Below are 23,697 nucleotides of genomic sequence, written 5' to 3'. Positions count from 1 at the left end.
TCAATTTGCGGTTCTGTACGGAGATCGGTTCATCAGGCCGACCTGGTGAAAATCAGGGCCTGCCTAACGGCAGGCCGTTACCGGCCCGCACACAAAAAATCTGACAGTCCCGGCGGCGCTCGATCTCATAGGCGCTGCACCTGTAATGGCGAACACATGGTAGCCCTGACCCAATCCCCCGCCCTACCAACGCACCTCCCGCTGCCCCGCCAGCGCCTGCGGCCCCAGCCACTGTGCGCCCCTCAGCAACGGCGTCAGCGCAGCCTCACGCTCCAGGCTGAACGCCACCTGCGCTCTGCGCCTCACCAAGTCCGCATCCAGCTTCAATTCATGTTGCCCTTGCTGCACCAATTGCCCACGCAAGCGCCAGCCAGCAGAGCAATCCACCTCCACCCAGCCCTGCCCCAACCCCAGCGACCACGGCTCGCTCAAGGCCAGATCCGTCACGCCCACCCGCCCCTCGCTGCTTCTACACTGACGCCCCGAACCCTGCATGCGCAGCGCCCCTTGCCATTGCCCGGCCAGGCGGTAATCCGTCAGTGCCGTCGCCTGCGGGGCCAAAGCCGCCGCTTCCAGCCGCCAGCGCCAGGGCCAGCCTTCGGCGCGCACCTGCCAGGCCTGGCCCTGGAAACCGAGCTGCGCGTTGGCCTGCATGCGCCATGGCTGCAACGCCCAGCGCAGCGGCCCGACCGGCCCCAGCTGCTGCGCTTGGCCTTGCCACACGCTGCCGCTGACATCACGTGCCGGCAGGCCAATGCCGCGCACCACCCAGGCAGCCGGTAACTCGACCAGCAAGGTCAGCGTGAATACCAACCCACACCACAGCAGCCCGCGACGGCTCATGGCTGCACCACCAACTCAAAGCGCAGCCCCTTGGCATCCTGCTCCAGCCCCCACTGCAACGGCTGCGCCCCTTCCGCACGCAGGCTCCGCAACCAGCCCTGCAGCACGCGCTCATCCGCTACCTGCCCCCGCAGCTGCCAGCTTTTGCCTTGCACATCGACATCAGCCAGTTCGATTTGCCGCGACTGGGCTGACTGACGCAGGCGCTCCAGGCTCACGCCCGGGCCACCCTGCAAGCTTGCGGCCTGCACTGCCAGCTCACGCCACTGGCTAAGCTCTCGCCATTGTGCAAGGCCTTCGCGTACAGCCAGGAAGGCCAGCAGCAAGCCAATCAGCCCCCATGCAAACCACAGCCGATGACGCTGCATCCAGTCCCGATTCATGAGGCCGCTCCCAGGTCGAACACCACCTGCCCGTCCTGTATCTGCACGGCTGCGCCGACCGCACTGGCCATCTCGGCCCACGGCGGTGCGGCGCCATCGCCGTCCAGGCGCAGGTGCCAGCGCTGGCCATCGAAACGCACGGCCTGCAGCCGCCAGGCGGGATGCTCGCGCAGCCAGGCGTGCAGACGTGCCTGCAGGTCTTCGAGCTGACGCTCGCGCAGTTGCTGTTGCAGTTCGCTTTCCCGCAGACGCTTCAGGGCCTGTGCCGCGTGCCGGGGGCTGGCCTGTTCACCGGTGACCGCCACTACCTGCCCACGCCAGGTTTGCACCTGGCGCCATTGCTGGGTCAGCCACAGGCCGCCCCATGCGCTGGCCAACACCAGGCACGCCGCAAGCAGACGCTGCTGTTGCCGCGACACGCCAGGCAGCGAGCGCGCCTGACGGGGTCTTTCGAGCAGGCTGGGCAGGTTGTCGAGCGGTGCCAATGCACTTGGCCAAGCGCCGGACATAACCGCCTGCGACAAGCCCGACCACGGCTGCTGGGGCAGTTCACCCAACGCCGTGGGCCAGGCCAACCAATGTTCAAGTCCGCACTCCACCTGCCCTTTGTACAGCGATACCTCCGGCGTGCGCTGCCACTGCCAGGCACTGCCCGGCTCGGGTGTCTGCAGCAACTGGAACTCGGCCCAGCAGCATTCCACCTGCAACCCCCATTCAGCACATTGCTCGTGCCACGGCACCAGCAACTGCCGCTCCACCACCATCAGGCGCAATTGCCCCGCCTGACGCGACAGGCAGGCGCACAAGATCTCGTCCGTTGTCTGCAGCAAGCGGTCTTCCAGCAACAGCGGCCACTCATCGCGCTTCAAGCCCGGCGGCGCCGCCAGTTGAAACTGGCTGCAGCATTCCCCGGGGACGATCAGCGCCACCCGTGCCAGCAAGTTCGCAGGTGGCTCGCCCTGCCCTTGGCGTTGGGCGCCATCCGCCTCGACCAACAGCCAGTCCCAGACCTCGCCCGGGCGCAACAACAGCCACGGTCGCGCTGTCGCAGATTTGCGCCATTCAAACTTCATGAGCGCCCCCAGGGCAGAACAAAGGTGCAGACATACGGTGCTCCATCACGCTGCATTTCCAGGCGCACGCCACGGCCGGGGTGCGCGGGTTGGTCGGAGGGCCAGGGCAGCCAGCGGCCACCCTGGTGGTAAAGCACGTTGATCGTGCTGACCCGCGGCAGTTGCTCGCGCACTACCCAGCGCGGCTCGCTGGCGGCGTACAGCTCGGCCGAGCTTTCCAGCAGCAGGCGTTGCTCACGCACATCGAAGCGCAGGCGCTGGCGTTGCAGGCGCGAACCGCCCTCGGCCTCGGGCAGGGCGGCGGCGGCCACCCACAGCAACTGCTGGCGGTCGGCCTGCCAGTCGAGCCAGCGGCTGGCCAGGGGCAGGCGCTGTTCGTACAGGCGGCGCAGCACCGGGATGTCGAAACGCCGCTCCAGGGCCAGGCAGAACTCCAGCACGCTGGTTTGCTGGGAGTTCACCTGCAGCCGCTCGCGCACCTTGAGCCAGCCATTGACCAGCGCCGACAGCATCACCCCGAGCAGCGCGGTCAGGGCCATGGCCACCATCAGCTCGATCAGGGTCAAACCTGCCTGGCGCCGCTTCATGGCTGCTCCAGAAAAACGGTGTACTGGCCCAGCGGCAGGCGTTGGTCGCGGTCGGCATACAACTGCAATTCGCCACGGCGCAAGTTGCGCACTCCGGTGCGGCGCAGCTGCATTTGCCAATGGCAGGCCTGGCCGCCCTGGCTGAGCACGCCATCGACCTGGTTGCTGGCCGGCCAGTACTGCTCGACGGTGAAGCGCGCCTGCAGTTCGCGAGCACACAGCACGCCCAGACGATGCTGCTGCACGTTGTCCTGCACCGCCAGGCGCTGGCGCAACACCTGGCTGGTGATGACCGCCAGCACCGCGGCTATCGCCAGGGCCACGGTCACTTCCAGCAAGGTGAATCCGCGCTGCCTGCGTTTCATCGCGCCATCGCCACGCGTAGCTGGCCGTCGTGGCCCCAGTCCCAACGCTGGCTGCCGTTGGCCCAGCGCCAGCTCACCGAGCCCGGTTGCGCCCAGCCCTGCGGGGTGAACAGCACACGCGGCTGGGCGCTGGCCGGCCAGTCCGGGCGCAGGCCTTTTGGCCAGTCAGCCGGGGCGCCTGCCTCGACCACCCAGCCATCGCCTTCACGGCGCACGAACTCTGGCCGCAGGCCAGTCCAGCGCAATCCGCGCAACTGCCCGGCATGCCGGGCGAGCGCTGCCTGAGTGCGGGTTTCTGTGGCCAGCCGCTGCAGCGCCTGATCGACGCTGGCCTTGCCGCTGTCGAGCCAGGCCACCGCCATGCCGGTCATGAGCCCGGCGATGGCCAGTACCACGAGCAATTCGAGCAGGCTGAAGCCGCGCTGGCCATGCATGATCTAGAGGGCCCAGTTGCCCAGGTCGGCATCCTGGCCTTCGCCACCGGGTACACCATCGGCCCCCAGCGAATACACATCGACCCGCCCATGCTCACCGGGCATGCGGTACTGATACGGGGTGCCCCATGGGTCTTCCGGCAGGCGGCGCACATAGCCGTCGCTGCGCCAGCTGCGTGGCAGCGGTTCCTGGGTCGGTTTCTTCACCAGCGCGGCCAGGCCCTGTTCGTTGCTGGGGAAGCGCAGGTTGTCCAGGCGGTACATGTCCAGCGCCTGTTCAAGGGTCGCCAGGTCGGCCATGACCTTTTGCTTCATGGCCTTGTCCTGGTTGCCCAGCACGCTGGGCGCGACCACGGCGATCAGCAGGCCGATGATGAAGATCACCACCATGATTTCCATCAGGGTGAAGCCGCGCTGGCGGTTGCGTCGATGCTGCATGGGAGTGCTCCTTGGGTTCACAGTTGCAGGCCCTGATTGAGTTGCATGATCGGTAACAGCACCGCCAGCACGATGAACAGCACCACGGCGCCCATCACCAGGATCATCAGGGGTTCGAAAAGCGCCATGGCGGTGTCCACCTGGCGGGCGAAGCCACGTTCCTGGTCGTCGGCCACGCGTTCGAGCATGTCGGCCAGGGTGCCGCTGGCCTCGCCGCTGCCGACCATGTTCACCAGCAACGGCGGGAACTGCTGGCTGGCATCCAGGGCGCGGTGCAGGCTGGTGCCGCCCTGCACGTGCTGGCGCACCTGCTCCATGGCCAGGCGGATGCGCCGGTTGCCGACGGTCTCGGTGGCCACCTGCAGGGCTTCGAGCAGGGCCACGCCGCTACTACAGAGGATTGCCAGGCTGCGCGCCAGACGGGCGCTTTCGAGCACCTGTAGCAGCATGCCGATACGCGGCAGGCGCAGCAGCAGTTCATCGCGGCGCAGGCACCAGCGCGGCTTGCGCAGCAGCCAGCTGGCCAGCACGCCGGACACCAGCGCCAACCCCAACAGCCAGGGGCCGGCCTGCACCAGGCCTTGGCTCAGGCCGATCAGCAATGAGGTGATCAACGGCAGGCTTTGGCCCGCGTGGGCGAACTGTTCGGTGAGCTTGGGCACGACGAAGGTCATCAGGCCAACCACCACTGCCAGCGATACCCCCATCAGCACGCAGGGGTAGATCAGCGCCGTGCGCGCCTTGTGCTGCTGGCGTTGCACCTGTTCGAGGTGATCGGCCAGGCGGGTCAGCACCTGGGCCAGGCGCCCAGAGCGCTCGCCGGCCTCGACCAGGGCGCAGTACAAACCGGTGAATGGCGCCCCTTGCCGGGCGAGGCTGCGGGCCAGTCCGAGGCCTTCGGCGAGTGAGCCGCGCAGGGCCACCAGCACGCCCTGCAGGGCCGGTTCGCGCAGTTGCCGTTCCAGCGTGGCCAGGGCATCGACCAGCGGGATGCCCGCGCCGGTCAGGGTCGCCAGCTGGCGGGTCAGCTCGCACAGCTGCGCACGGCTCAGACGCTGACGGCGCGGTTGGCGGCTGCCGGCTTCATGGCGCTGCAGTTGGCGCGGAAACAGGCCCTGCTCGCGCAGCAACTGGCGGGCATGGCGTTCGCTGTCGGCCTGCAGGCTGGCCTTGTGGGTCTTGCCGGCAAGGTCGACGGCCTGGTAGCGGAAGGTCGGCATCGGTCAGCCCTGCACCACGCGCAGCACCTCGGCGAGGCTGGTATCGCCGCGGGCCAGGCAATCGCTGGCCATCGCCACCAGGCTCTGCCGGCGCTCGGCCAGGTAACCCTGCATGGCCAGTTCGCTGGCGCCGTCGTACAGCAGGCCGACCAGGCCGGCGTCCAGTTCGATGAACTCGTAAAGCCCCAGCCGCCCGACATAACCACTGCCCTGGCAATGCACGCAGCCGACCGCGTGATAGCTGCTGTGCAGCGCCGCCAGCTCTGGCCAAAGGGCACGTTCGGTCGATTGCAATGGCTGCGCGACGGCGCATTGGCAAAGCCGCCTGACCAGGCGCTGGGCCAACACGCCGCGCAGGCACGAGGCGATCAGGAACGGTTCGATGCCCATGTCGCGCAAGCGCGTGACGGCGCCCACAGCGCTGTTGGTGTGCAGCGTCGACAACACCAGGTGGCCAGTGAGGCTGGCTTGCACAGCGATCTGCGCGGTCTCCTGGTCGCGGATTTCACCGAGCATGATCACGTCCGGGTCCTGGCGCAGGATGGCGCGCAGGCCGCTGGCGAAGGTCAGCCCGGCGCGTGGGTTGATGGCGGTCTGGCCGATGCCGGCAATGGCGTATTCGACCGGGTCTTCAACGGTGAGGATGTTGCGGCTGCCGTCGTTGAGGCTGTTGAGGCTGGCGTACAGCGTGGTGGTCTTGCCCGAACCGGTCGGGCCGGTGGACAGGACGATGCCATTGGGCCGCGCCAGGCAGCTGCGCAAGCCCTGCAGCACGGCGGCGGGCATGCCCAGGTTGGCCAGCGCCAGCAGGCTGGTCTGCTTGTCTAGCACCCGCATCACCACGCGCTCGCCATGAATACCGGGCAACGTCGACACTCGCACGTCCACTTCCCGGCCGGCCGCGCGCAAGGTGATGCGGCCATCCTGGGGCTGGCGCTTTTCGGCGATGTCCAGCCGTGCCATGACCTTGATCCGCGACACCAGCATCGCCGACAGCGCCCGCGGCGGGCGCAGCACCTCACGCAAGTGGCCGTCGACGCGCAGGCGCACCACCAGGCTCTGCTCGAAGGTTTCGATATGGATGTCCGAGGCACGCAGGCGCAGCGCCTGGCCGAACAGGCCGTTGATCAGGCGGATCACCGGGGCTTCGTCGTCGCTTTCGAGCAGGTCTTCGATGCGCGGCATTTCGCTCATCAGGCTGTCCAGGTCGACCTGTTCGCCAATGCCTTCGATCAGCGCTTCGGTCGCGCCCGCGCCCGCCTCATAAAGCTGGCCAAGGCGCTCATCGAACGCCGCAGGCTCCAGGTATTCCAGCGCCATGGGCCGGCCATGCACGCGCAGCAGTTCCTGCAGCTGGTCGCTGTCGGCGTCGCGGCGCAGCCACAGACGCCAGCCTTGCTCGGCCGGGGCCATGGCCAGCCCGGCCTGGCGGGCCAGGCGATACGGCAGCATCACCAGTTACCGCCTTCGAGGCGTGCGCGGCTGGCAGGGAACACCTGCAACAACGGGGTCCCCTCGGCCAGGTCGGGCAGCTGCAGCGGCGTGGTCTGCTGCAGGGTGCGGTACTTGCTTTCACTGAGGCTCGCCAGGCTCGGCCCGTCGCGCAAGATGCGTGGGCGGATGAACACCATCAGGTTCTGCTTGGTGTTCTTGCTGGCGTCGGAACGGAACAGCCGGCCCAGGTAGGGAATATCACCGAGCAACGGCACACGCTGGTCACTGGTGCTGAGCTCGTCACTGATCAGGCCACCGAGGATGACCAGGCCATTGTCCTCGACCATGACCTTGGTCTTGATCTCGCGCTTGTTGGTGATCACGTCGCTGGCGGCGCGGGAGTCGGCAATCGACGACACTTCCTGGACGATGTCCAGGCGCACGCTGTTGTCGACGTTGATCTGCGGCTTGATGCGCAGCTTCACGCCGACTTCCTTGCGCTCGATGGTCTGGTAGGGGTTGGTGTTGTTCTGGGTCACCGAGCCGGTCACGAAAGGCACCTCCTGGCCAACCAGGATCGACGCCTCGGCATTGTCCAGGGTCAGCAGGGTTGGCGTCGACAGCAGGTTGAAGCCGCTCTTGCCCTTGAGTGCGTTGATCAGCATGGCGAAGTTGAAACCGCCGCCAATGTGGCCAAAGCCAACCGTGGCGCCGGTGGTGGACGACAGCAGGTCGCCCAGTGCCTCGTTGTCGCCACTGGCGGCAGCACCGGCAATGTTGGCGATGTTCACCCCGTTGCTGCCGAAGTTGACGATGCCGGCGCCGAACTTCTCGTCGGCGAACAACCACTGCACGCCGAGCTCCTGGGCCTGGATATCGGACACCTCGGCGATGATCGCCTCGACCACCACCTGGGCACGGCGGATGTCCAGCTGCTCGACGATCGAGCGGTAGGCTGCCAGTTCGCTGTCGGGGCCGACCATGACCACGGCGTTGGTGCCCTCTTCGTATTCCAGGCGGATGCCGGAGTCGCTGGCGGCCGCCATCACTGGCCGGTCCTTGCCCTCCCCTTCGCCCGCCACTTCGCCGGGCACCGCGCCTTCCTGGCTGAGGCCGCGCAGCACCTTGACCACTTCTGCGGCATTGGCATGGCGCAGGTACATGACTTGGGTGTTGCTGTTGTGCTGGTTGTCGCTGGGGCGGTCGAGCTGGCCGAGCAATGCCCGCACCCGCTCGGTGCTGCCACGGACCAGCAAGGCATTGCTGCGCGGGTCGGCGACCACCTGGGTGCTGTCGGCGCCCTGTTCGCGGGCCAGCAGGCGGGTGAGCAGCTGCGCGGTGTCGGCAGCGCTGGCATGGCGCAACGGCATGACCTGCAGCGGCTCGTCACTGACCTGGTCGAGCTGGCGCAGCAGGCTGTCGATGCGTTGCAGGTTGCTGCGCCAGTCGGTGATCACCAGCAGGTTGGCCGCCGGGTACGGCGTGATCACCCCGACGCGAGGATCGATCAGCGGCTTGAGGATGCCGAGCATCTGCTCGCTGGCGGCATTGCGCACGTTGAATACCCGTGTGGCCACACTGTCGCTGCCTTCGCCTTGTTTGCCCGCAGGCTCGACCGGCACCGGCTCCAGGCGCGCGGCCTGGTCGGGGACGATCTTCACGCTGCCGTTGGGCAGGTCGACAGCGGCATAACCCTGCGCGCGCAGCTGGGCGAGAAAGATGTCGTAGATGGCATCGGCGTCGTGGCGGTCGACAGTGCGCACGGTGACCTTGCCCTTGACCCGCGGGTCGACGATGAAGGTTGTGCCGGTGATGCGCGACACGCTGTCGATGAACTCGCCCAGCTCGGTGTCGACGAAGTTCACCTCGTACAGTGGCGTGCCGCTGTCATCGAAGGTTTCCGGCTCTTCTGCCCAGGCGAGTGAGAGGCCCAGGCTCACGGCTGCGGCCACGCAGTATCTGGCAAACATCATTCATCCTTGCCGTTTGAAGCCGGTCACGGCTGGGCGTGGCGGCCAGGGCAGGCGTTCACGCCGCCCCTGGTTGTCGAAAATCAGGCCATCGGCGTCGATGTCCTGCAATACGATGCCCGGCGCCAGGCGCTGACCACGACCCAGGGTGCGGACCTGCTGGCCGTAGCGCAGCACCACCACGCTGGCCGACAACGGCTGGGCCTTGAGGCCGCCGAGGTACTGCAACGGCAGGCGGGTGATGGCGATCGAGCCGTCATCGGCCGCTGGCTGCCAGTGACCGATCAGCAGGCCAGGTAGCGGTGTGGCGGCGAGTTGCGCCGGGCTGGCCGGTTGCGGCTGGCGCCCCAGTTGCAATACGCACTGGGCGGCCAGCCAGCCGGCCAGGGTCAGCAGGCCGCCGGACATCAGGCGCGAAGCGAGGCTCACGAAACGACCTGCCGCGGGTGCCAGCCTGGGTGGCCCTGCACGTAGCGCACCTCGGGCAGTTGCAACGACGCCAGCTGCCAATCGGCCTTCTGCCGCGCCAGCCAAGCCTCGACCCGTTGCCACAGCGGCTCGCCCGCCCGGGTTTCGAATTGCAGGCCGAAGGTACGGCACAGGCCCTGCACCGGGTCGATACCGCTGATGCGCTTGCCTTGCGGGCTGTAACTGACGCGCCAGGCCTGGCCCTGCCAGCGCGGCAGGTCCTGGCTGTTGTCGAGCAGCAGTGGGTCACCGAACAGTTGCTCGGCTGCGTTCTCCAGCACTTGCTCGACTTGCCGGGCCGGGGCCTCGACGACGGGCGCCGGGTAGCCACCGGTCAGGCTGATCAGGTGCTCGCGGGTAATCGCTTCGCCTGCCGCCAGAGGATAGTCGTAGCGCAGGCCCGGCAGCAGCACCGGCAGGCTGCTGTCATCGGCCAAGGCCTGGTGCAGCAGGCGGTCCCAGCTGCCGCCGCGGGTATCCCGGCGCCACAGGGCCTGCGGCGCACGCGCCAGTGGCTGGTCGAGCCACGCCGCGTGGCCGGCACGTTGCTGGCGCAGTTCACTGTGCAACTGGCTGGCGCGCATCTGCGCAGCAGGCGACAAGTAGCGTTCAAAAGCCGGAAAGAACTGCCCGTCGAACTGCCATTGCCCAGCGACCTGCTGGCAACGCAGGCGGAATGCGCCACTGCCGCGGCAACCGGCAAACAGCACCGGCACCCGACGGCCACTGGCCTGGGTGGCCTGAACCGGTACCGGCCACAAGTCCTGGCCACGGGCACAGAGCAGCACATCGACGTCAGGCAGTCGTTCGGCCAGCCACAGGCCCGGCCCGCTGCCGACATCGGCCATCGCCACGACCAGGTCGGCCTCGCGCCGCGCCTGCTCGAAGGTCGGCAGCAATGACTGGTACCACTGTTTAAGGGAGGCCTTCTGGTCCTGGGCGTAAGGGTCGGTGACACCGACCACGGCGATGCGCGCACCTCCACGTTCGAAGACGTGCAGGGGCTCAAGGTTCAGCAACTTGCGTTGATCAATCGCGAGCCCGGCACCGAGGGTGATAGCGGAAGACTGGCGATAGAGCGCCGCACTGCGCTGGGGCCAGAGCACACGCTCATCGCTGCTGACCCGTGCTTCGCTGCCCAGCAACTGGCTGCCCTGCACGCCGCTTTCGCCTTGGGTGAGGTAGGCCAGGCCGCTGCCGTTCCAGCCCTGGCCGTTCTCCAGGGTCAGGCTGTTGCCCGCCCCGGCTTCGCTCCGCAGTTGCTCCAGCAGCGCAGCCAGCACGGCGTAGCCGCCCAGCTTAACGCCCGCCGCCTGGCTGGCATCGAGCAACGCTGCCAGCTGCGGGTGTGCCAGGCTGGCACTGGTACCGGTCATCCACGGTGCCCGCCCCAGGTGGCTGACCGGGCCCAGGCGCGTGGCCGGCACTACCGGCAAACCGGGCTGGCGCGCATCGAGGGTGTCGGCAACGTACAGCAGATCCACACTGGCGCTGCCGCCGCGTTGGCCTGGCAATGCAGAGCAGGCGCCGAGCAGCGGTGCCAGCGCACCGACACCCATCCAGCTGATCAATTCGCGCCTGTTTACACTGCTTGCCATCGGGCCCGCCATCCTTATCCGAGTTCTCGTTGGGCCCCGGATGTTGCGGCGTAGGCATGACAATTTAATGTCAAAAATCCGACAATCATTCCAAATCGATCTGTCGGTATTTGTAATAAGAACTTACAGTTTTAAAAAGCCGTTAATATTTCTGCCAATGAATCATCACAGTAGCGCCCTAAAGTCGCGGTTTCCTCCCACTCAGCCACTATAAGGACACCCTGATGAGTCGAGATACCGGCGATAACCTGGACCGCAACCAGAGCGGCAACCTGCCGATGGCCAGCGTCATGGACGCTTACCTGAGCCGTCGCAGCGTGATGCGCGGCAGCCTGGGCGCCGCCATCGCCATGATTGCCGGTACCGGCCTGACCGGCTGCTTCGACAGCAGCGGCGGCTCCGATGATGATCCGGCACCGCAACCGCCGGTAACCGACCCGACTGAACCGGAAGTCCCGAAACTGGCCCTGGGCTTCCAGTCCATCGCCGGTTCGCGCACCGATGCCTGCGTCGTCGCGGCCGGTTACAGCGCTTATGTACTGGCGCCCTGGGGCACGCCACTGAACAGCAACGCCAACCCGTGGAAATCGGACGGCAGCAACACCTCGACCGACCAGGCCAATGCCATGGGCATGCACCACGACGGCATGCACTTCTTCCCGATCAACGGCAGCTCCGACGACGGCCTGCTGGCGATCAACTTCGAGTACATCGACACCGCGGCCCTGCACCCCAACGGCCCGACTACCGATGCCAGCGGCAAGCGCCCGGCCGAAGAAGTGCGCAAGGAGATCAACGCCCACGGTGCTGGCGTGGTGCGCCTGCAGAAGGTCAACGGCCGCTGGCAGGTGGTCGACAACGACCCGCTCAACCGCCGCTTCACTACCGCTTCGCGCATGGAACTGACCGGGCCGCTGCGTGGCACCGACCACCTCAAGACCAAGTACTCGATCGACGGCACCCACTGCCGTGGCACCAACAACAACTGCGGCAATGGCTACACCCCGTGGGGCACCTACCTGACCTGCGAAGAGAACTGGCCGGGCATTTTCGTCAACAAGGGCACCCGCCCGGAAGACCAGCGCCGCATCGGCGTCGGCACCTCCAGTGGCCAGTACAAGTGGGAAAGCGCTGCCGGTGACAGCAGCGAAGTGGCCGATGAGTTCGCCCGCTTCGACGTGACCGTCAAGGGTGCCAGCGCCACCGACGACTACCGCAACGAAGCCAGCACCTATGGCTACATCGTCGAGATCGACCCTTACAACAGCAGCACCCTGGCCACCAAGCGCACCGCCCTGGGCCGCTTCCGCCACGAAGGTTGCTGCCCGGGCCTGCCGGTAGTGGGCAAGCCGCTGGTCTGGTACATGGGCGACGACTCGAACAATGAGTACCTGTACAAGTGGGTTTCCACAGCCGTATGGGATGCCGCCGACGCCAACCCGGCCGACCGCCTGGCCACCGGGGCCAAGTACCTGGACCAAGGCAAGCTGTACGTCGCCCGCTTCAATGCCGACGGCACCGGCGTGTGGCTGCTGCTCGACGTGAACACCGCCACCTCCGCTGGCAGCACGCTCGGTGCGCTGTACGGTGACCTCGCTGGCATCATCCTCAACACCCGGGGTGCTGGCGATGCCGTGGGCGCCACGCCGATGGACCGCCCAGAGTGGACCGCCGTCAACCCGCTCAACGGCGACGCCTACCTGACCCTGACCAACAACAGCGCGCGCACCCCGGCAAAGGTCGATGCGGCCAACCCGCGTGGCCCTAACCGTCACGGCCACATCATCCGCTGGCACGACAGCGACGACCAACTGAGCTTCACCTGGGACATCTTCGTGTTCGGTGCCAACGCCGCCGGTACGGCCGACATCAACCGTTCGGGCCTGACCGAACTCAACCAGTTCGCCAGCCCCGACGGCATGAGCTTCGATAGCCGGGGCGTGCTGTGGTTCGAGACCGACAACGGTGAGACCACGCTCACCGACTACACCAACGACCAGCTGCTGGCGGTGATCCCCACCGACCTGGTGGATGCCAGTGGCAAGCAGGTGCCGATCAATGCTCAGAACCAGACGGCCCTGCGCCGCTTCTTCGTCGGCCCGAACGGCTGCGAGGTGACGGGCATCAGCTTCACGCCGGACAACAAGACGTTGTTCATCAACATCCAGCACCCGGATAACTGGCCGTATACCGACAAGGCGACCGATGCGACTCCGGCAGGGGCCAAGGTCAGGCCGCGGGCTACGACGGTGGTGATCCAGCGGGATGATGGTGGCGAGATCGGTACTGCCTGATCGACCTGTGCACGGGGGCCGCTTTGCGGCCTCCAGCAGGCTACCAGGCCAATGGTTCCCTACTCCTGACTCTCACCTGCTGCGCCGGCACCCGTGCATGCCACTGCACCACACCCAACGCCTCCACCTGAAACTCGCTGCGCATCACCCTGCCCTGCTCTTCGAACGACAACTGCAACAGGTAATGCCCACTGTTGAGCAGCAACCCCTCGCTCAACCGTTCGAACGTCTCGTCATCCACCGCCCCCAACGCCTGGCGCAATGCCGAGGCATCTTCATACCCCGTCGCCGGCCGGCCGCTGATGATGCGGCTGAGCAATGAACGCGGATACCCCCCCTCATACAACGCATCGAGCAACGGCAGGTGCTCCAGCCCAAGGGCATTGGCATTCAGGCGCCAGCCAGTGGTCTGCGGCAAGGCGCACAGCATCGGGTAACGCCGTTGCCGGGAAGCGTCCGGTTCCAGCAGCAGGTTCAGCTCGCTGGTATCGAGCATCGGCTGGTTGGCCGCCAGGCGCGGGGGCTGCTGGCGCAGGTACTGGGCGCTTTCGGCGCCTTGCAGGCGGGCATCGCTGTCACTGTCGAGCCAGTCGGCCAAGGCATCGACCAGTCGTGCGGCGGCCATGTCATCACCCAGCAGGCGCTTGAGTTGGCGCTCGGCACGCTCGCCATCGGCCCCCAGCAGCGCATTCACATTGAAGCAGGTGTGCTGGTCCCGCACCCGCAATTGCGCCTGCCCGGCGCCGAAATCGTACTTCAGCGGTTGCCCGCGCAGCGCCTGCCAGAACAACGGGCTGAGCCGCCAGGCAGGGTCACGCAGGGCCTGCTCGGCATAGGCCAGGCCGGCCTGCTCCATGGCGCGTACCTGCACCCGCTGGCGCAACAGCTGCACCTCATCCACCTGACGGCGGCCATCCTCCACCAGCCAGGCCATGCCTGCGGCGAGCATGGCCAGCACCACCATCACCATCAGCAGTGCCGCCCCCTGCTGTCGCTTGCCGTACATCCGTGCGCATCCTTTTCATCGATGAGGGCGCCAGTCAACACGCGGGTTGTTGCAGTCAGGTTGCAATAGCCTTGCAGTCATGTGGGCGTCATCTGCACGCGGCAGGATTGGCCTTCATTTTCATGACCTTACAGGAGTAGTCAAAATGGGTGGCATCGGAATCTGGCAACTGCTGATCGTACTGCTGATCGTGTTTCTGCTGTTTGGCACCAAACGCCTCAAGGGCCTGGGCAGCGATGTCGGCGAAGCGATCCAGGGCTTTCGCAAATCCATGGGGGGCGATCCTGACGTCAACGCCCCAGGTGCCGCCCACGTGCAACAACAACCAACGGTAACCGCCCAGGCCGCACAGCAGCCGCAAGCGGATCGCCAAGCCTGATGTTCGAGGTAGGCTTCAGCGAGCTGCTGCTGGTAGGTGTCGTCGCCTTGCTGGTACTGGGCCCGGAGCGCCTGCCGGTTGCGGCACGCACCCTGGGCCGTGGCCTGGGCCAGGCGCGCCGGGCAATGAATGGCTTGCGTGCGCAGATGGAGCGTGAAATCGACATGCCCGACCTGGACAGCGCGCCCCTGCAGCGCCTGGAGCAGGAAATCCGCCAGGGCATCAGCCTCAAGGCGGAACCGGCCAATGGCACCTTGCCCGCCACCGTCGCCCAGGAGAACACCCCATGAGCATTGCCCTGGACCCGGCCGCACGCATGCCGTTAACCGACCATCTGCGAGACCTGCGCAAGCGCCTGGTACGCTGCCTGCTGCTGCTGGCTGTGGTGTTTGCCGGGCTGTTCCCCTTCGCCCAGCAACTTTACACCTTGATCTCCGAGCCGCTGCGCCGCTTTCTGCCGGAAGGCGCCAGCATGATCGCCACCAGCGTCACTTCGCCGTTCCTCACGCCCTTCAAACTGACGGCGATGTGCGCGCTGTTCGTCGCCATGCCGCTATTGCTGCACCAGGCGTGGGGGTTTCTCGCCCCGGGCTTGTACCGTCGCGAGCGGCGCATCGCCCTGCCGTTGCTGGTGTCGAGCATCGTGCTGTTCTATGCCGGCATGGCCTTCGCGTTCTACCTGGTATTCCCGATGATGTTCGGCTTCTTTGCCAGCGCGACACCGGACGGTGTGGCGATGATGACCGACATCAGCCAGTACCTGGACTTCATCATGGCGCTGTTCCTGGCGTTCGGCCTGGCCTTCGAGATCCCGGTGGCGACCTTCATCGTGGTCTGGGTCGGGCTTGCCGATGTACCAACACTACGGCGCAGCCGGCCCTACGTGATCGTTGGCTGCTTCGTGGTGGGGATGATCCTCACCCCGCCAGATGTGTTCTCGCAGACCATGCTGGCGGTGCCGATGTGGGTGCTCTTCGAACTGGGGCTGCTGGCCTGCAGCCTGGTCCGGAATCAACCGCCTCATGCCCGTGAAGCCGCAGAAGGTTGACGTTCTGTACAGGTAGCACTGCCTCATGCTCCGAAGACAACCAAGTGCACATGATGGTCGTTCATCCAGACCAGGCAGACACCATGAACGACCAGCAGCCAGACGACCTCTCGTTTTCCAGCACATTCGCCCTCGAACAACTCGGCAAACTCGCCTCGAGTATCGACCTTCAGCTTTTTACTCACCTGTTCAGGCCGGTATTCGGCAGCCGTCTGCCACCTGCCCTGTTCATCCACCTGCAGCGGCAACTGCTTGCCAAGACCTTCAACAACCCCAGTTACCAGATCAGCAGCAACATCACCGAACCTTGCACCTACCAGCGAGAATCGCGCCTGATACTCGTGCAACGCGAGAGCATCACACAAGCCATGCAGCATCCTGCGCAGACCGCCAGGCTCATGCTGGCGCTACTGCAATCATTTGCCCTGCACATTCATAACCTGCTGCTTCAGGGTGCTGCGGCAGAAGACGCGTCCGACCTTGCGCCCGCCATGCCCACAGAGGTCTCCAAGGCATTCGTGCAGACCCTGCTTTTCTATAACGAACCCATCGCCGTCGGCAGCGCCTTTGCAACATTCAATGAGGCAGGAACCGAACACAGCCTGATTCTCGGCCCCCCGGAACGCCCCTTGCACCGCCAGAAACGCTTTGCTTCGGGACGAGGTCATGGCCATACATCCTTCGGCCATGAGTCCATCGAAGACGCTTTGGAGATCGTCGGTTTCAATGAAGACCAACGCAAAGCCATCTACTTTGGCAACTGGCTTCGTGATTACTCGCAAATGATTGACCCCGCAATCGTCCATCCCGAGCAAGATGCCGCCATCGATGTCGCAGAGATCCTCCAGGCCATTGCCTCACGGCAGATCCCGCGCGTATCCCGGGTAAAGTTGACAGCCATCGTCGACCTGTTTGCCCTCAAGGAATTCCATAGCCTGCAGCAGACGCCTGAAGATCGTGACCGCTATCGGGTGACGCCGAAGCTGCTGGGGGTGTACCGCGCCCACGAACACATCGACAACCCGACCAAACTCGACAGGCAGGCGATCGACCCACGGAGAATCGACCCCGACTTCGCCGCGCCGGTGTTCCCCGAAGACAAACTCAACGGGGTGCTACCCAAACGCTCGATGAAGCGTTACATGCGCCGGTCAATTGCCTACATGATCAAACAGCTGGAGGCTGCAAAGAAGGAAGGCATGACGGCCAAGGGCATGCGGCTGTTTGGCGAAGCCCTGCATGTGCTGGAGGACTATTACGCCCACTCCAACTTTGTGGAACTCAGCTTGAAAAGACTGGGATATGACGAGGTGCTGCCCTGGACCACCCGTGTCGAGTCAAGAGCTGTCAGCCGCCATGAGTGGCCCGTCATCACAGGCATGTTCGGCACACTGGATATCGTCGGCAGTGTCAGCGACCCACTGGCCAACCTGCTCTTTGGCAACGACGCTTCGCCCGCACAGCAACCCGGCGATCGCAGCGACTTTGATAACGTGATGCTGATACTGCTGAAAGATGAAGACCCTTTGCTGGTCAAGGCCTACGAACGGTATCTGACTGCGCGGGATAACCTCAGGAGCAACGAGCTGTACCAGTGGTTGAACCATGTCACAGGTGCCGTTGAATTACCGCTGAAGGCCATCGATTACGCCTGCAACCTGATCAGGAAACCGTTACTGAAATGGGCAGGCGACCATATCGCTACCTTGCAGATTCATCTGGATGGAGACCCGAACAACGACGCCGATGTTATGGCAACCCATTCGCATTTGGCCAAGGACCACGACACACACCCGTTTCATTCCCTGGCAGTGCGCCTGGCTGCACTGGCGGTCAAGGACGTTGGCCAGGCCATGTTCAATCACTGGATGGGCCTGGGTACGGAGCAAGGCGACCCGAGGATCCTGGCCGAACGCTTCATCGTCCACCCCAATGACACCGATTGGTTCATGGAGGCTGTCGCCGATTGGGCGCGCGGGAATCCCGACAAGATCGAACAGGGGAAATCGATCGAGACACTGAGGCAGCTGCAGCGTAAGGAACTGGACGATGCCCTGAAAGACATCCAGGAAGCCCTGGATTCAGCGATCAATCACGTCAAGGAAATAGAGGAACTGACCGACACGAGCTTCTGGAGCATCGTCAACCTGCCAGATGCAGGGCCAGCGCCCTGGCAATGAAAGGTTTGCGAATTCAGTAGTCCAGCAAACGCCAGACCTCATAGGCTGGCGTCTGGTACGGGTGGCTCTGCTTGAGGGCAGCGACGACCTGAGCAATCAGGTCGTCGGCCACCACCAGCTCCACCTTCCACTCCTCGACCACCTCGACCTGGCCCGTTTGCCCGAGGAACGGCTGGCTGCCGTGCAACGGGCGAAACTGACCCTGGCCGAGGGTTTGCCAGGCGCAGTGGTCGTAGTCGCCGATACGCCCGCCACCGGCGGCGAATACAGCGGCCTTGACCACGTCAACGTGGCTGGCCGGGACGAAGAAGGCGAGCTTGTACACGCCTTAGTTCACCCACACCCGCGCATTGCGGAACATACGCATCAGCGCGGCGTCTTCCTGCCACTCATCCGGGCGCCAGGAGTTCTGCACGGCGCGGAACATACGCTCCGGGTGCGGCATCATGATGGTCACGCGGCCGTCACGGTTGGTCAGGCCGGTGATACCACGCGGCGAGCCGTTCGGGTTGGCCGGGTAGGCTTCGGTGACCTTGCCGTGGTTGTCGACGTAGCGCAGGGCTACGCAACCGGACAGGTCGGCTGCCAGCAGTGCCTCTTCGCTGGCGAACTCGGCATGGCCTTCACCGTGGGCGATGGCGATCGGCATGCGCGAACCGGCCATCCCCTGCAGGAAGATCGAGTTGGACTTCTGCACCTCGACCATGGCCACGCGCGCCTCGAACTGCTCCGAGCGGTTGCGCACGAAGTGCGGCCAGTGCTCGGTGCCCGGGATCAGCTCGTGCAGGTTGGACATCATCTGGCAACCGTTGCACACGCCCAGGGCGAAGCTGTCGCTACGCTCGAAGAAGGCCTGGAAGGCATCGCGGGCGCGGCTGTTGAACAGCGCCGACTTGGCCCAGCCTTCACCGGCGCCGAGCACGTCACCGTAGGAGAAGCCACCACAGGCGACCAAGCCCTTGAAGGCTTCGAAGTCGACGCGGCCAGCAAGGATGTCGCTCATGTGCACGTCGATGGCGGCAAAGCCTGCACGGTCGAAGGCGGCTGCCATCTCGACCTGGCCGTTGACGCCCTGCTCACGCAGGATTGCCACTTGCGGACGCACGCCCTTCTTGATGTACGGCGCGGCGATGTCGTCGTTGACGTCGTAGCCCAGCTTGACCGACAACCCCGGGTTTTCTTCCTCGAGCAGCAGGTCGAACTCCTGATCGGCGCAGTCGGCGTTGTCGCGCAGGCGCTGGATCTGGTAGCTGGTTTCGGCCCACTGGCGCTGCAACATGCGACGGTCGTCGTCGAACAGCACTTCGCCATTGAGGCTGATGGAGACTTCGCCGTTGTTGATCGGCTTGCCGATCACGGCGACGCAGTCGTCCAGGCCCGCGACGCTGAACTGTGCCAGTACATCCGGGGTGGCGTCCTGGCGAACCTGGATGACCGCGCCCAGCTCTTCGTTGAAGAGGATGGCGGCCACGTCGGCCTTGCTGTCGGTCAGCGGGTCGAGCTGCAGGTCGAGGCCGCAGTGGCCGGCGAAGGCCATTTCCAGCACGGTGGTCAGCAGGCCGCCGTCGGAACGGTCGTGGTAGGCCAGCAGGTGGCCGTCGGCGTTCAGGCCCTGGATCACGGCGAAGAACGCCTTGAGGTCTTCGGCGTCGTCGACGTCCGGTGCCTGGGCTGCGATCTTGCCGTAGGTCTGGGCCAGGATCGAGGCGCCCATGCGGTTCTTGCCGCGGCCCAGGTCGATCAGGATCAGGTCGGTCTCGCCCTTGTCCATGCGCAGTTGCGGGGTCAGGGTCTGGCGAATGTCGGTGACCGGGGCGAAGCCGGTGATGATCAGCGACATCGGCGAAGTGACGCTCTTCTCGACGCCCTCTTCGCTCCACTTGGTCTTCATCGACATCGAGTCTTTGCCGACCGGAATGGTGATGCCCAGTTCCGGGCACAGCTCCATGCCGACAGCCTTGACGGTGTCGTACAGACGCGCGTCTTCACCCGGGTGGCCAGCGGCGGACATCCAGTTGGCCGACAGTTTGATGTCGGACAGTTTCTCGATGCGCGAGGCAGCCAGGTTGGTGATGGTCTCGCCGATCGCCATGCGCCCGGACGCCGGGGCGTCCAGCAGGGCCAGCGGGGTACGCTCGCCCATGGCCATGGCTTCGCCGGTGTAGACGTCGAAGCTGGTGGCGGTGACGGCGCAGTCGGCTACCGGGACCTGCCACGGGCCGACCATCTGGTCGCGGGCAACCAGGCCGGTGATGGTACGGTCGCCGATGGTGATCAGGAAGCTCTTGCTGGCCACGGCCGGGTGGTTCAGCACGCGCTGGACGGCGTTGTCCAGGTCCAGCTCGCTCGGGTCGAAATCATCGCCCAGCTCGGCTTCACGGGTGACCGAACGGTGCATGCGCGGCGGCTTGCCCAGCAGCACGTCGAGCGGCATGTCCACCGGGGTGTTGCCGAAGTGGCTGTCGCTGACGGTCAGGTGCGGCTCTTCAGTGGCCTCACCGACCACGGCAAACGGGCAACGCTCACGCTCGCAGATGGCCTGGAAGCGCTCGAAATCGACCGCGCTGACGGCCAGCACGTAACGCTCTTGCGATTCGTTGCTCCAGATTTCGTGCGGGGCCATGCCCGGCTCGTCGTTGGGCACGTTGCGCAGTTCGAAGCGGCCACCACGGCCACCGTCGTTGACCAGCTCCGGGAAGGCGTTGGAAATACCACCGGCACCCACATCGTGGATGAAGGCGATCGGGTTCTTGTCGCCCAGCTGCCAGCAGCGGTCGATGACCTCCTGGCAACGGCGCTCCATTTCAGGGTTTTCGCGCTGTACCGAGGCAAAGTCCAGGTCTGCCGAGCTGGCACCGGTGGCCACCGACGAGGCGGCGCCGCCGCCCAGGCCGATCAGCATGGCCGGGCCACCGAGCACGATCAGCTTGGCGCCGACGGTGATCTCGCCCTTCTGCACGTGGTCTTCACGGATGTTGCCCATGCCGCCGGCGAGCATGATCGGCTTGTGGTAGCCGCGCACTTCTTCACCGTGCGGGGTGTCGATGGCTTGCTCGAAGGTACGGAAGTAGCCGGTCAGGGCCGGGCGACCGAACTCGTTGTTGAACGCGGCGCCGCCCAGCGGGCCTTCGATCATGATGTCGAGGGCGTCGACGATACGCTCAGGCTTGCCGTAGGCCTGCTCCCATGGCTGCTCGAAGCCCGGGATGCGCAGGTTGGATACGGTGAAGCCGGTCAGGCCGGCTTTTGGCTTGGCGCCACGGCCGGTCGCACCTTCGTCGCGGATTTCGCCGCCGGAGCCGGTGGAGGCGCCGGAGAACGGGGCGATGGCGGTCGGGTGGTTGTGCGTCTCGACCTTCATCAGGATATGCACCGGCTCCTGCACCGCGCCGTACTGGCGGGTTTCAGGGTTCGGGAAGAAGCGGCCGGCAACACTGCCGACGATCACCGAGGCGTTGTCCTTGTAAGCCGACAGCACGCCTTCGTTGTGCATCTGGTAGGTGTTCTTGATCATGCCGAACAGGCTCTTTTCCTGAGCCTGGCCGTCGATGTCCCAACTGGCGTTGAAGATCTTGTGGCGGCAGTGCTCGGAGTTGGCCTGGGCGAACATCATCAGTTCGATGTCGTTCGGGTTGCGCTTGAGGCCCTGGAAGGCGTTGACCAGGTAGTCGATCTCGTCTTCGGCCAGGGCCAGGCCCAGGTCGATGTTGGCCTGGGCCAGGGCGGCGCGGCCACCTTTGAGGATGTCGACCGAGGTCATCGGCTTGGGCTGGGCGTGGCTGAACAGGTCGGCTGCCTGCTCCAGCTTGGCCAGCACACGCTGGGTCATGCGGTCGTGCAGTTCAGCGGCGATCAGCTCGGCGTCGGCGTCGCTCAGGTTGCCAGCCACGTAGTAGGCGATGCCGCGCTCCAGGCGCTGGATCGACTGCAGGCCGCAGTTGTGAGCGATGTCGCTGGCCTTGCTGGCCCATGGCGAGATGGTGCCCAGGCGCGGCACGACCAGGAACAGGCGGCCGGTCGGCTCCTGTACCGGCACGCTCGGGCCGTATTTGAGCAGACGGCCCAGCACCTGCTGCTGGTCGGCGGTCAGCTCGCCGTCAACGTCGGCGAAGTGGGCAAATTCGGCATACAAACCAGTAACAGCGGGGACTTTCTGGCTCAGTTGCTCGAGTAATTTACCGTGGCGAAAGGCAGAAAGGGCAGGAGCGCCGCGCAGGATCAACATCGTCGGGACAGCCTCAGGAAGGGGTGTGCTTAGAGGCCGTGCATTCTAGCCTAATTCGATGGCTTTCGGCACCCGCTCTACGCCATGGCTGCCGGGCGGCGGAACCGGACTTCGGGGTCAAAAAAAAGCAGCAAGCCGTAAGCTGCAAGCCACAAGAAAAAGCATGCCTTGTGCGGGCTGCTTTTTCTTGTGGCTTGCAGCTTATGGCTTGCAGCATAGAAACCGCTACCAGACAAGCTATCTGTTGTCGAGATATGGCTGTGCCGGTCCTTTGCGTATACTGCAACCTATGTTCGCCCACACTGCTTTGCGCCAACGTTGCGCCAGATGGCTAATCGCAACCGGACTCTTTCTACTGCTCGGTGCCTGCGTTGAAAAACCCAGCACCCTCGAGCGCGTGAAGGAGGACGGCGTGCTGCGCGTAATCACCCGCAACAGCCCGGCCACCTACTTCCAGGACCGCAACGGCGAAACCGGCTTCGAGTACGAGCTGGTCCAGCATTTCGCCGACGATCTCGGCGTCAAGCTGCAGATCGAGACCGCCGACAACCTCGACGAACTGTACGATTCGCTCGGCAAACCTTCCGGCCCGGTGCTGGCGGCGGCCGGCCTGGTCAGTAGCGACCGGCGCAAGGCCCAGGTCAGGTACTCGCACCCTTACCTGGAGGTGACCCCGCAGGTCATCTACCGCAATGGCCGCCCGCGCCCCACCGATGCCAAGGGCCTGGTCGGCAAGAAGATCATGGTGCTCAAGGGCAGCAGCCACGCCGACCAGCTGGCCGAACTGAAAAAGCAGTATCCGGGCCTGGAATACGAAGAATCCGACGCCGTCGAAGTGGTCGACCTGCTGCGCATGGTCGACGAAGGGCAGATCGACCTGACCCTGGTCGACTCCAATGAACTGGCGATGAACCAGGTGTACTTCCCCAACGTGCGGGTCGCCTTCGACCTGGGCGACACCCGCGACCAGCGCTGGGCGGTGGCGGCCGGTGACGACAACAGCCTGCTCAACGAGATCAACGCATTCCTCGACAAGGCACAGAAGAACGGCACCCTGCAGCGCCTGAAGGACCGCTACTACGGCCATGTTGACGTCCTCGGCTACGTCGGCGCCTACACCTTCGCCCAGCACCTGCAGCAGCGCCTGCCCAAGTACGAGAAGCACTTCAAGAGCTACGCCAAGGTCGAACAGGTCGATTGGCGCCTGCTGGCCGCGATCGGCTACCAGGAATCGATGTGGCAGCCCGAAGTCACCTCCAAGACCGGCGTGCGCGGCCTGATGATGCTGACCCAGCGCACGGCCCAGGCCATGGGCGTGTCCAACCGCCTGGACCCCAAGCAGAGCATCCAGGGCGGTGCCAAATACTTCATGAAGATCAAGGAAGAGCTCGACGACAGTATCCAGGAACCAGACCGCACCTGGTTCGCCCTGGCCGCCTACAACGTCGGCACCGGCCACCTGGAAGACGCCCGCACCCTGGCCAAGCGTGAAAAGCTCAACCCGAACAAGTGGCTGGACGTGAAGAAGATGCTGCCGCGCCTGGCGCAGAAGCAATGGTACCGGCAGACCAAGTATGGCTATGCCCGGGGTGGCGAGCCGGTGCACTTCGTGGCCAACATCCGCCGTTACTACGACATCCTCACCTGGGTGACCCAGCCGCAGCTTGAAGGCCAGGTGGCCGAAGGCAACCTGCATGTACCTGGGGTGAACAAGGACAAGCCGGCGGATCAGTCGCCGCCGATGTAAGCCTG

21 protein-coding genes are annotated in these 23,697 nt (G+C 65.2%); 6 read left to right on the top strand and 15 right to left on the bottom strand.

Annotated features, from left to right (window positions below; genetic code table 11):
- Positions 1-183: 183 nt before the first annotated feature.
- From ABE528_RS23635 to ABE528_RS23580, 12 genes are read right to left on the bottom strand one after another with little or no spacing between them, the layout of a single operon-like run.
- Positions 184-843: a hypothetical protein gene (locus tag ABE528_RS23635; protein ID WP_346654213.1), complete on the bottom strand. Its 660-nt coding sequence runs from the start codon at positions 841-843 to the stop codon at positions 184-186.
- A complete protein-coding gene (gene gspM / locus ABE528_RS23630) occupies positions 840-1,226 on the bottom strand; it encodes a type II secretion system protein GspM (protein WP_346654212.1) in 387 nt (128 codons plus the stop codon). Before gspM ends, ABE528_RS23635 begins: the two co-directional genes overlap by 4 nt.
- Positions 1,223-2,299, bottom strand: a complete 1,077-nt coding sequence (locus ABE528_RS23625; protein WP_346654211.1) for a GspL/Epsl periplasmic domain-containing protein — start codon at positions 2,297-2,299, stop codon at positions 1,223-1,225. Before ABE528_RS23625 ends, gspM begins: the two co-directional genes overlap by 4 nt.
- Positions 2,296-2,886, bottom strand: a complete 591-nt coding sequence (locus ABE528_RS23620; protein WP_346654210.1) for a prepilin-type N-terminal cleavage/methylation domain-containing protein — start codon at positions 2,884-2,886, stop codon at positions 2,296-2,298. Before ABE528_RS23620 ends, ABE528_RS23625 begins: the two co-directional genes overlap by 4 nt.
- Positions 2,883-3,251 carry a type II secretion system protein GspI gene (locus tag ABE528_RS23615; RefSeq protein ID WP_346654209.1) on the bottom strand — a complete coding sequence of 123 codons (369 nt, stop codon included), beginning with the start codon at positions 3,249-3,251 and terminating at the stop codon, positions 2,883-2,885. Before ABE528_RS23615 ends, ABE528_RS23620 begins: the two co-directional genes overlap by 4 nt.
- The gene (gene gspH / locus ABE528_RS23610; protein WP_152958326.1) at positions 3,248-3,685 is read right to left on the bottom strand and encodes a type II secretion system minor pseudopilin GspH; all 438 of its coding nucleotides are present in this window, start codon (positions 3,683-3,685) and stop codon (positions 3,248-3,250) included. Before gspH ends, ABE528_RS23615 begins: the two co-directional genes overlap by 4 nt.
- Positions 3,686-3,688: 3 nt before the next feature.
- Positions 3,689-4,123 (bottom strand): type II secretion system major pseudopilin GspG, encoded by a 435-nt coding sequence (gspG, locus tag ABE528_RS23605; protein ID WP_060485699.1) that lies wholly within the window; start codon positions 4,121-4,123, stop codon positions 3,689-3,691.
- Between the two features lie 17 nt (positions 4,124-4,140).
- A complete protein-coding gene (gspF, locus tag ABE528_RS23600) occupies positions 4,141-5,343 on the bottom strand; it encodes a type II secretion system inner membrane protein GspF (RefSeq protein ID WP_346654208.1) in 1,203 nt (400 codons plus the stop codon).
- Between the two features lie 3 nt (positions 5,344-5,346).
- Positions 5,347-6,795, bottom strand: a complete 1,449-nt coding sequence (locus tag ABE528_RS23595; RefSeq protein WP_346654207.1) for an ATPase, T2SS/T4P/T4SS family — start codon at positions 6,793-6,795, stop codon at positions 5,347-5,349.
- Positions 6,795-8,747 (bottom strand): type II secretion system secretin GspD, encoded by a 1,953-nt coding sequence (gspD, locus tag ABE528_RS23590; protein WP_346654206.1) that lies wholly within the window; start codon positions 8,745-8,747, stop codon positions 6,795-6,797. The genes ABE528_RS23595 and gspD overlap by 1 nt, the downstream gene beginning before the upstream one ends.
- 3 nt (positions 8,748-8,750) lie before the next feature.
- The gene (locus ABE528_RS23585) at positions 8,751-9,176 is read right to left on the bottom strand and encodes a pilus assembly protein PilZ (RefSeq protein WP_346654205.1); all 426 of its coding nucleotides are present in this window, start codon (positions 9,174-9,176) and stop codon (positions 8,751-8,753) included.
- Positions 9,173-10,813 carry a lipoprotein UxpA gene (locus ABE528_RS23580; RefSeq protein WP_346654204.1) on the bottom strand — a complete coding sequence of 547 codons (1,641 nt, stop codon included), beginning with the start codon at positions 10,811-10,813 and terminating at the stop codon, positions 9,173-9,175. Before ABE528_RS23580 ends, ABE528_RS23585 begins: the two co-directional genes overlap by 4 nt.
- 224 nt (positions 10,814-11,037) lie before the next feature.
- Between ABE528_RS23580 and ABE528_RS23575 the strand changes: the two genes are divergently transcribed.
- Positions 11,038-13,107, top strand: a complete 2,070-nt coding sequence (locus tag ABE528_RS23575; RefSeq protein ID WP_346654203.1) for a PhoX family phosphatase — start codon at positions 11,038-11,040, stop codon at positions 13,105-13,107.
- A gap of 40 nt (positions 13,108-13,147) precedes the next feature.
- On the opposite strand, the gene gspK is transcribed toward ABE528_RS23575, so the two are convergent.
- Positions 13,148-14,113 (bottom strand): type II secretion system minor pseudopilin GspK, encoded by a 966-nt coding sequence (gene gspK / locus ABE528_RS23570; protein WP_346654202.1) that lies wholly within the window; start codon positions 14,111-14,113, stop codon positions 13,148-13,150.
- Between the two features lie 145 nt (positions 14,114-14,258).
- On the opposite strand from gspK, the gene tatA reads away from it, so the two are divergent.
- The 4 genes from tatA (at position 14,259) to ABE528_RS23550 (ending at position 17,720) form a co-directional block, all read left to right on the top strand.
- Positions 14,259-14,492 carry a twin-arginine translocase TatA/TatE family subunit gene (gene tatA, locus ABE528_RS23565; RefSeq protein ID WP_346654201.1) on the top strand — a complete coding sequence of 78 codons (234 nt, stop codon included), beginning with the start codon at positions 14,259-14,261 and terminating at the stop codon, positions 14,490-14,492.
- On the top strand, positions 14,492-14,782 hold the full coding sequence (gene tatB / locus ABE528_RS23560) for a Sec-independent protein translocase protein TatB (RefSeq protein WP_152958333.1): 291 nt from the start codon (positions 14,492-14,494) through the stop codon (positions 14,780-14,782). The genes tatA and tatB overlap by 1 nt, the downstream gene beginning before the upstream one ends.
- Entirely contained in the window at positions 14,779-15,540 is a 762-nt protein-coding gene (tatC, locus tag ABE528_RS23555; RefSeq protein WP_346654200.1) for a twin-arginine translocase subunit TatC, read from the top strand. Before tatB ends, tatC begins: the two co-directional genes overlap by 4 nt.
- Before the next feature lie 83 nt (positions 15,541-15,623).
- Positions 15,624-17,720, top strand: coding sequence for an HET-C-related protein (locus ABE528_RS23550; RefSeq protein ID WP_346654199.1), 2,097 nt, complete (start codon positions 15,624-15,626; stop codon positions 17,718-17,720).
- Between the two features lie 13 nt (positions 17,721-17,733).
- On the opposite strand, the gene ABE528_RS23545 is transcribed toward ABE528_RS23550, so the two are convergent.
- Positions 17,734-18,045, bottom strand: a complete 312-nt coding sequence (locus tag ABE528_RS23545) for an NGG1p interacting factor NIF3 (RefSeq protein WP_346654198.1) — start codon at positions 18,043-18,045, stop codon at positions 17,734-17,736.
- A gap of 3 nt (positions 18,046-18,048) precedes the next feature.
- Positions 18,049-21,945 (bottom strand): phosphoribosylformylglycinamidine synthase, encoded by a 3,897-nt coding sequence (gene purL, locus ABE528_RS23540; RefSeq protein WP_152958338.1) that lies wholly within the window; start codon positions 21,943-21,945, stop codon positions 18,049-18,051.
- 289 nt (positions 21,946-22,234) lie between these two features.
- Between purL and mltF the strand changes: the two genes are divergently transcribed.
- Positions 22,235-23,692: a membrane-bound lytic murein transglycosylase MltF gene (gene mltF, locus ABE528_RS23535; RefSeq protein ID WP_152958340.1), complete on the top strand. Its 1,458-nt coding sequence runs from the start codon at positions 22,235-22,237 to the stop codon at positions 23,690-23,692.
- The last annotated feature ends 5 nt before the right edge of the window (positions 23,693-23,697 follow it).

The organism is Pseudomonas sp. TWI628 (genome assembly GCF_039673865.1).
GTDB lineage: Bacteria > Pseudomonadota > Gammaproteobacteria > Pseudomonadales > Pseudomonadaceae > Aquipseudomonas.
This window is presented reverse-complemented; position numbering and strand designations above follow the sequence as displayed.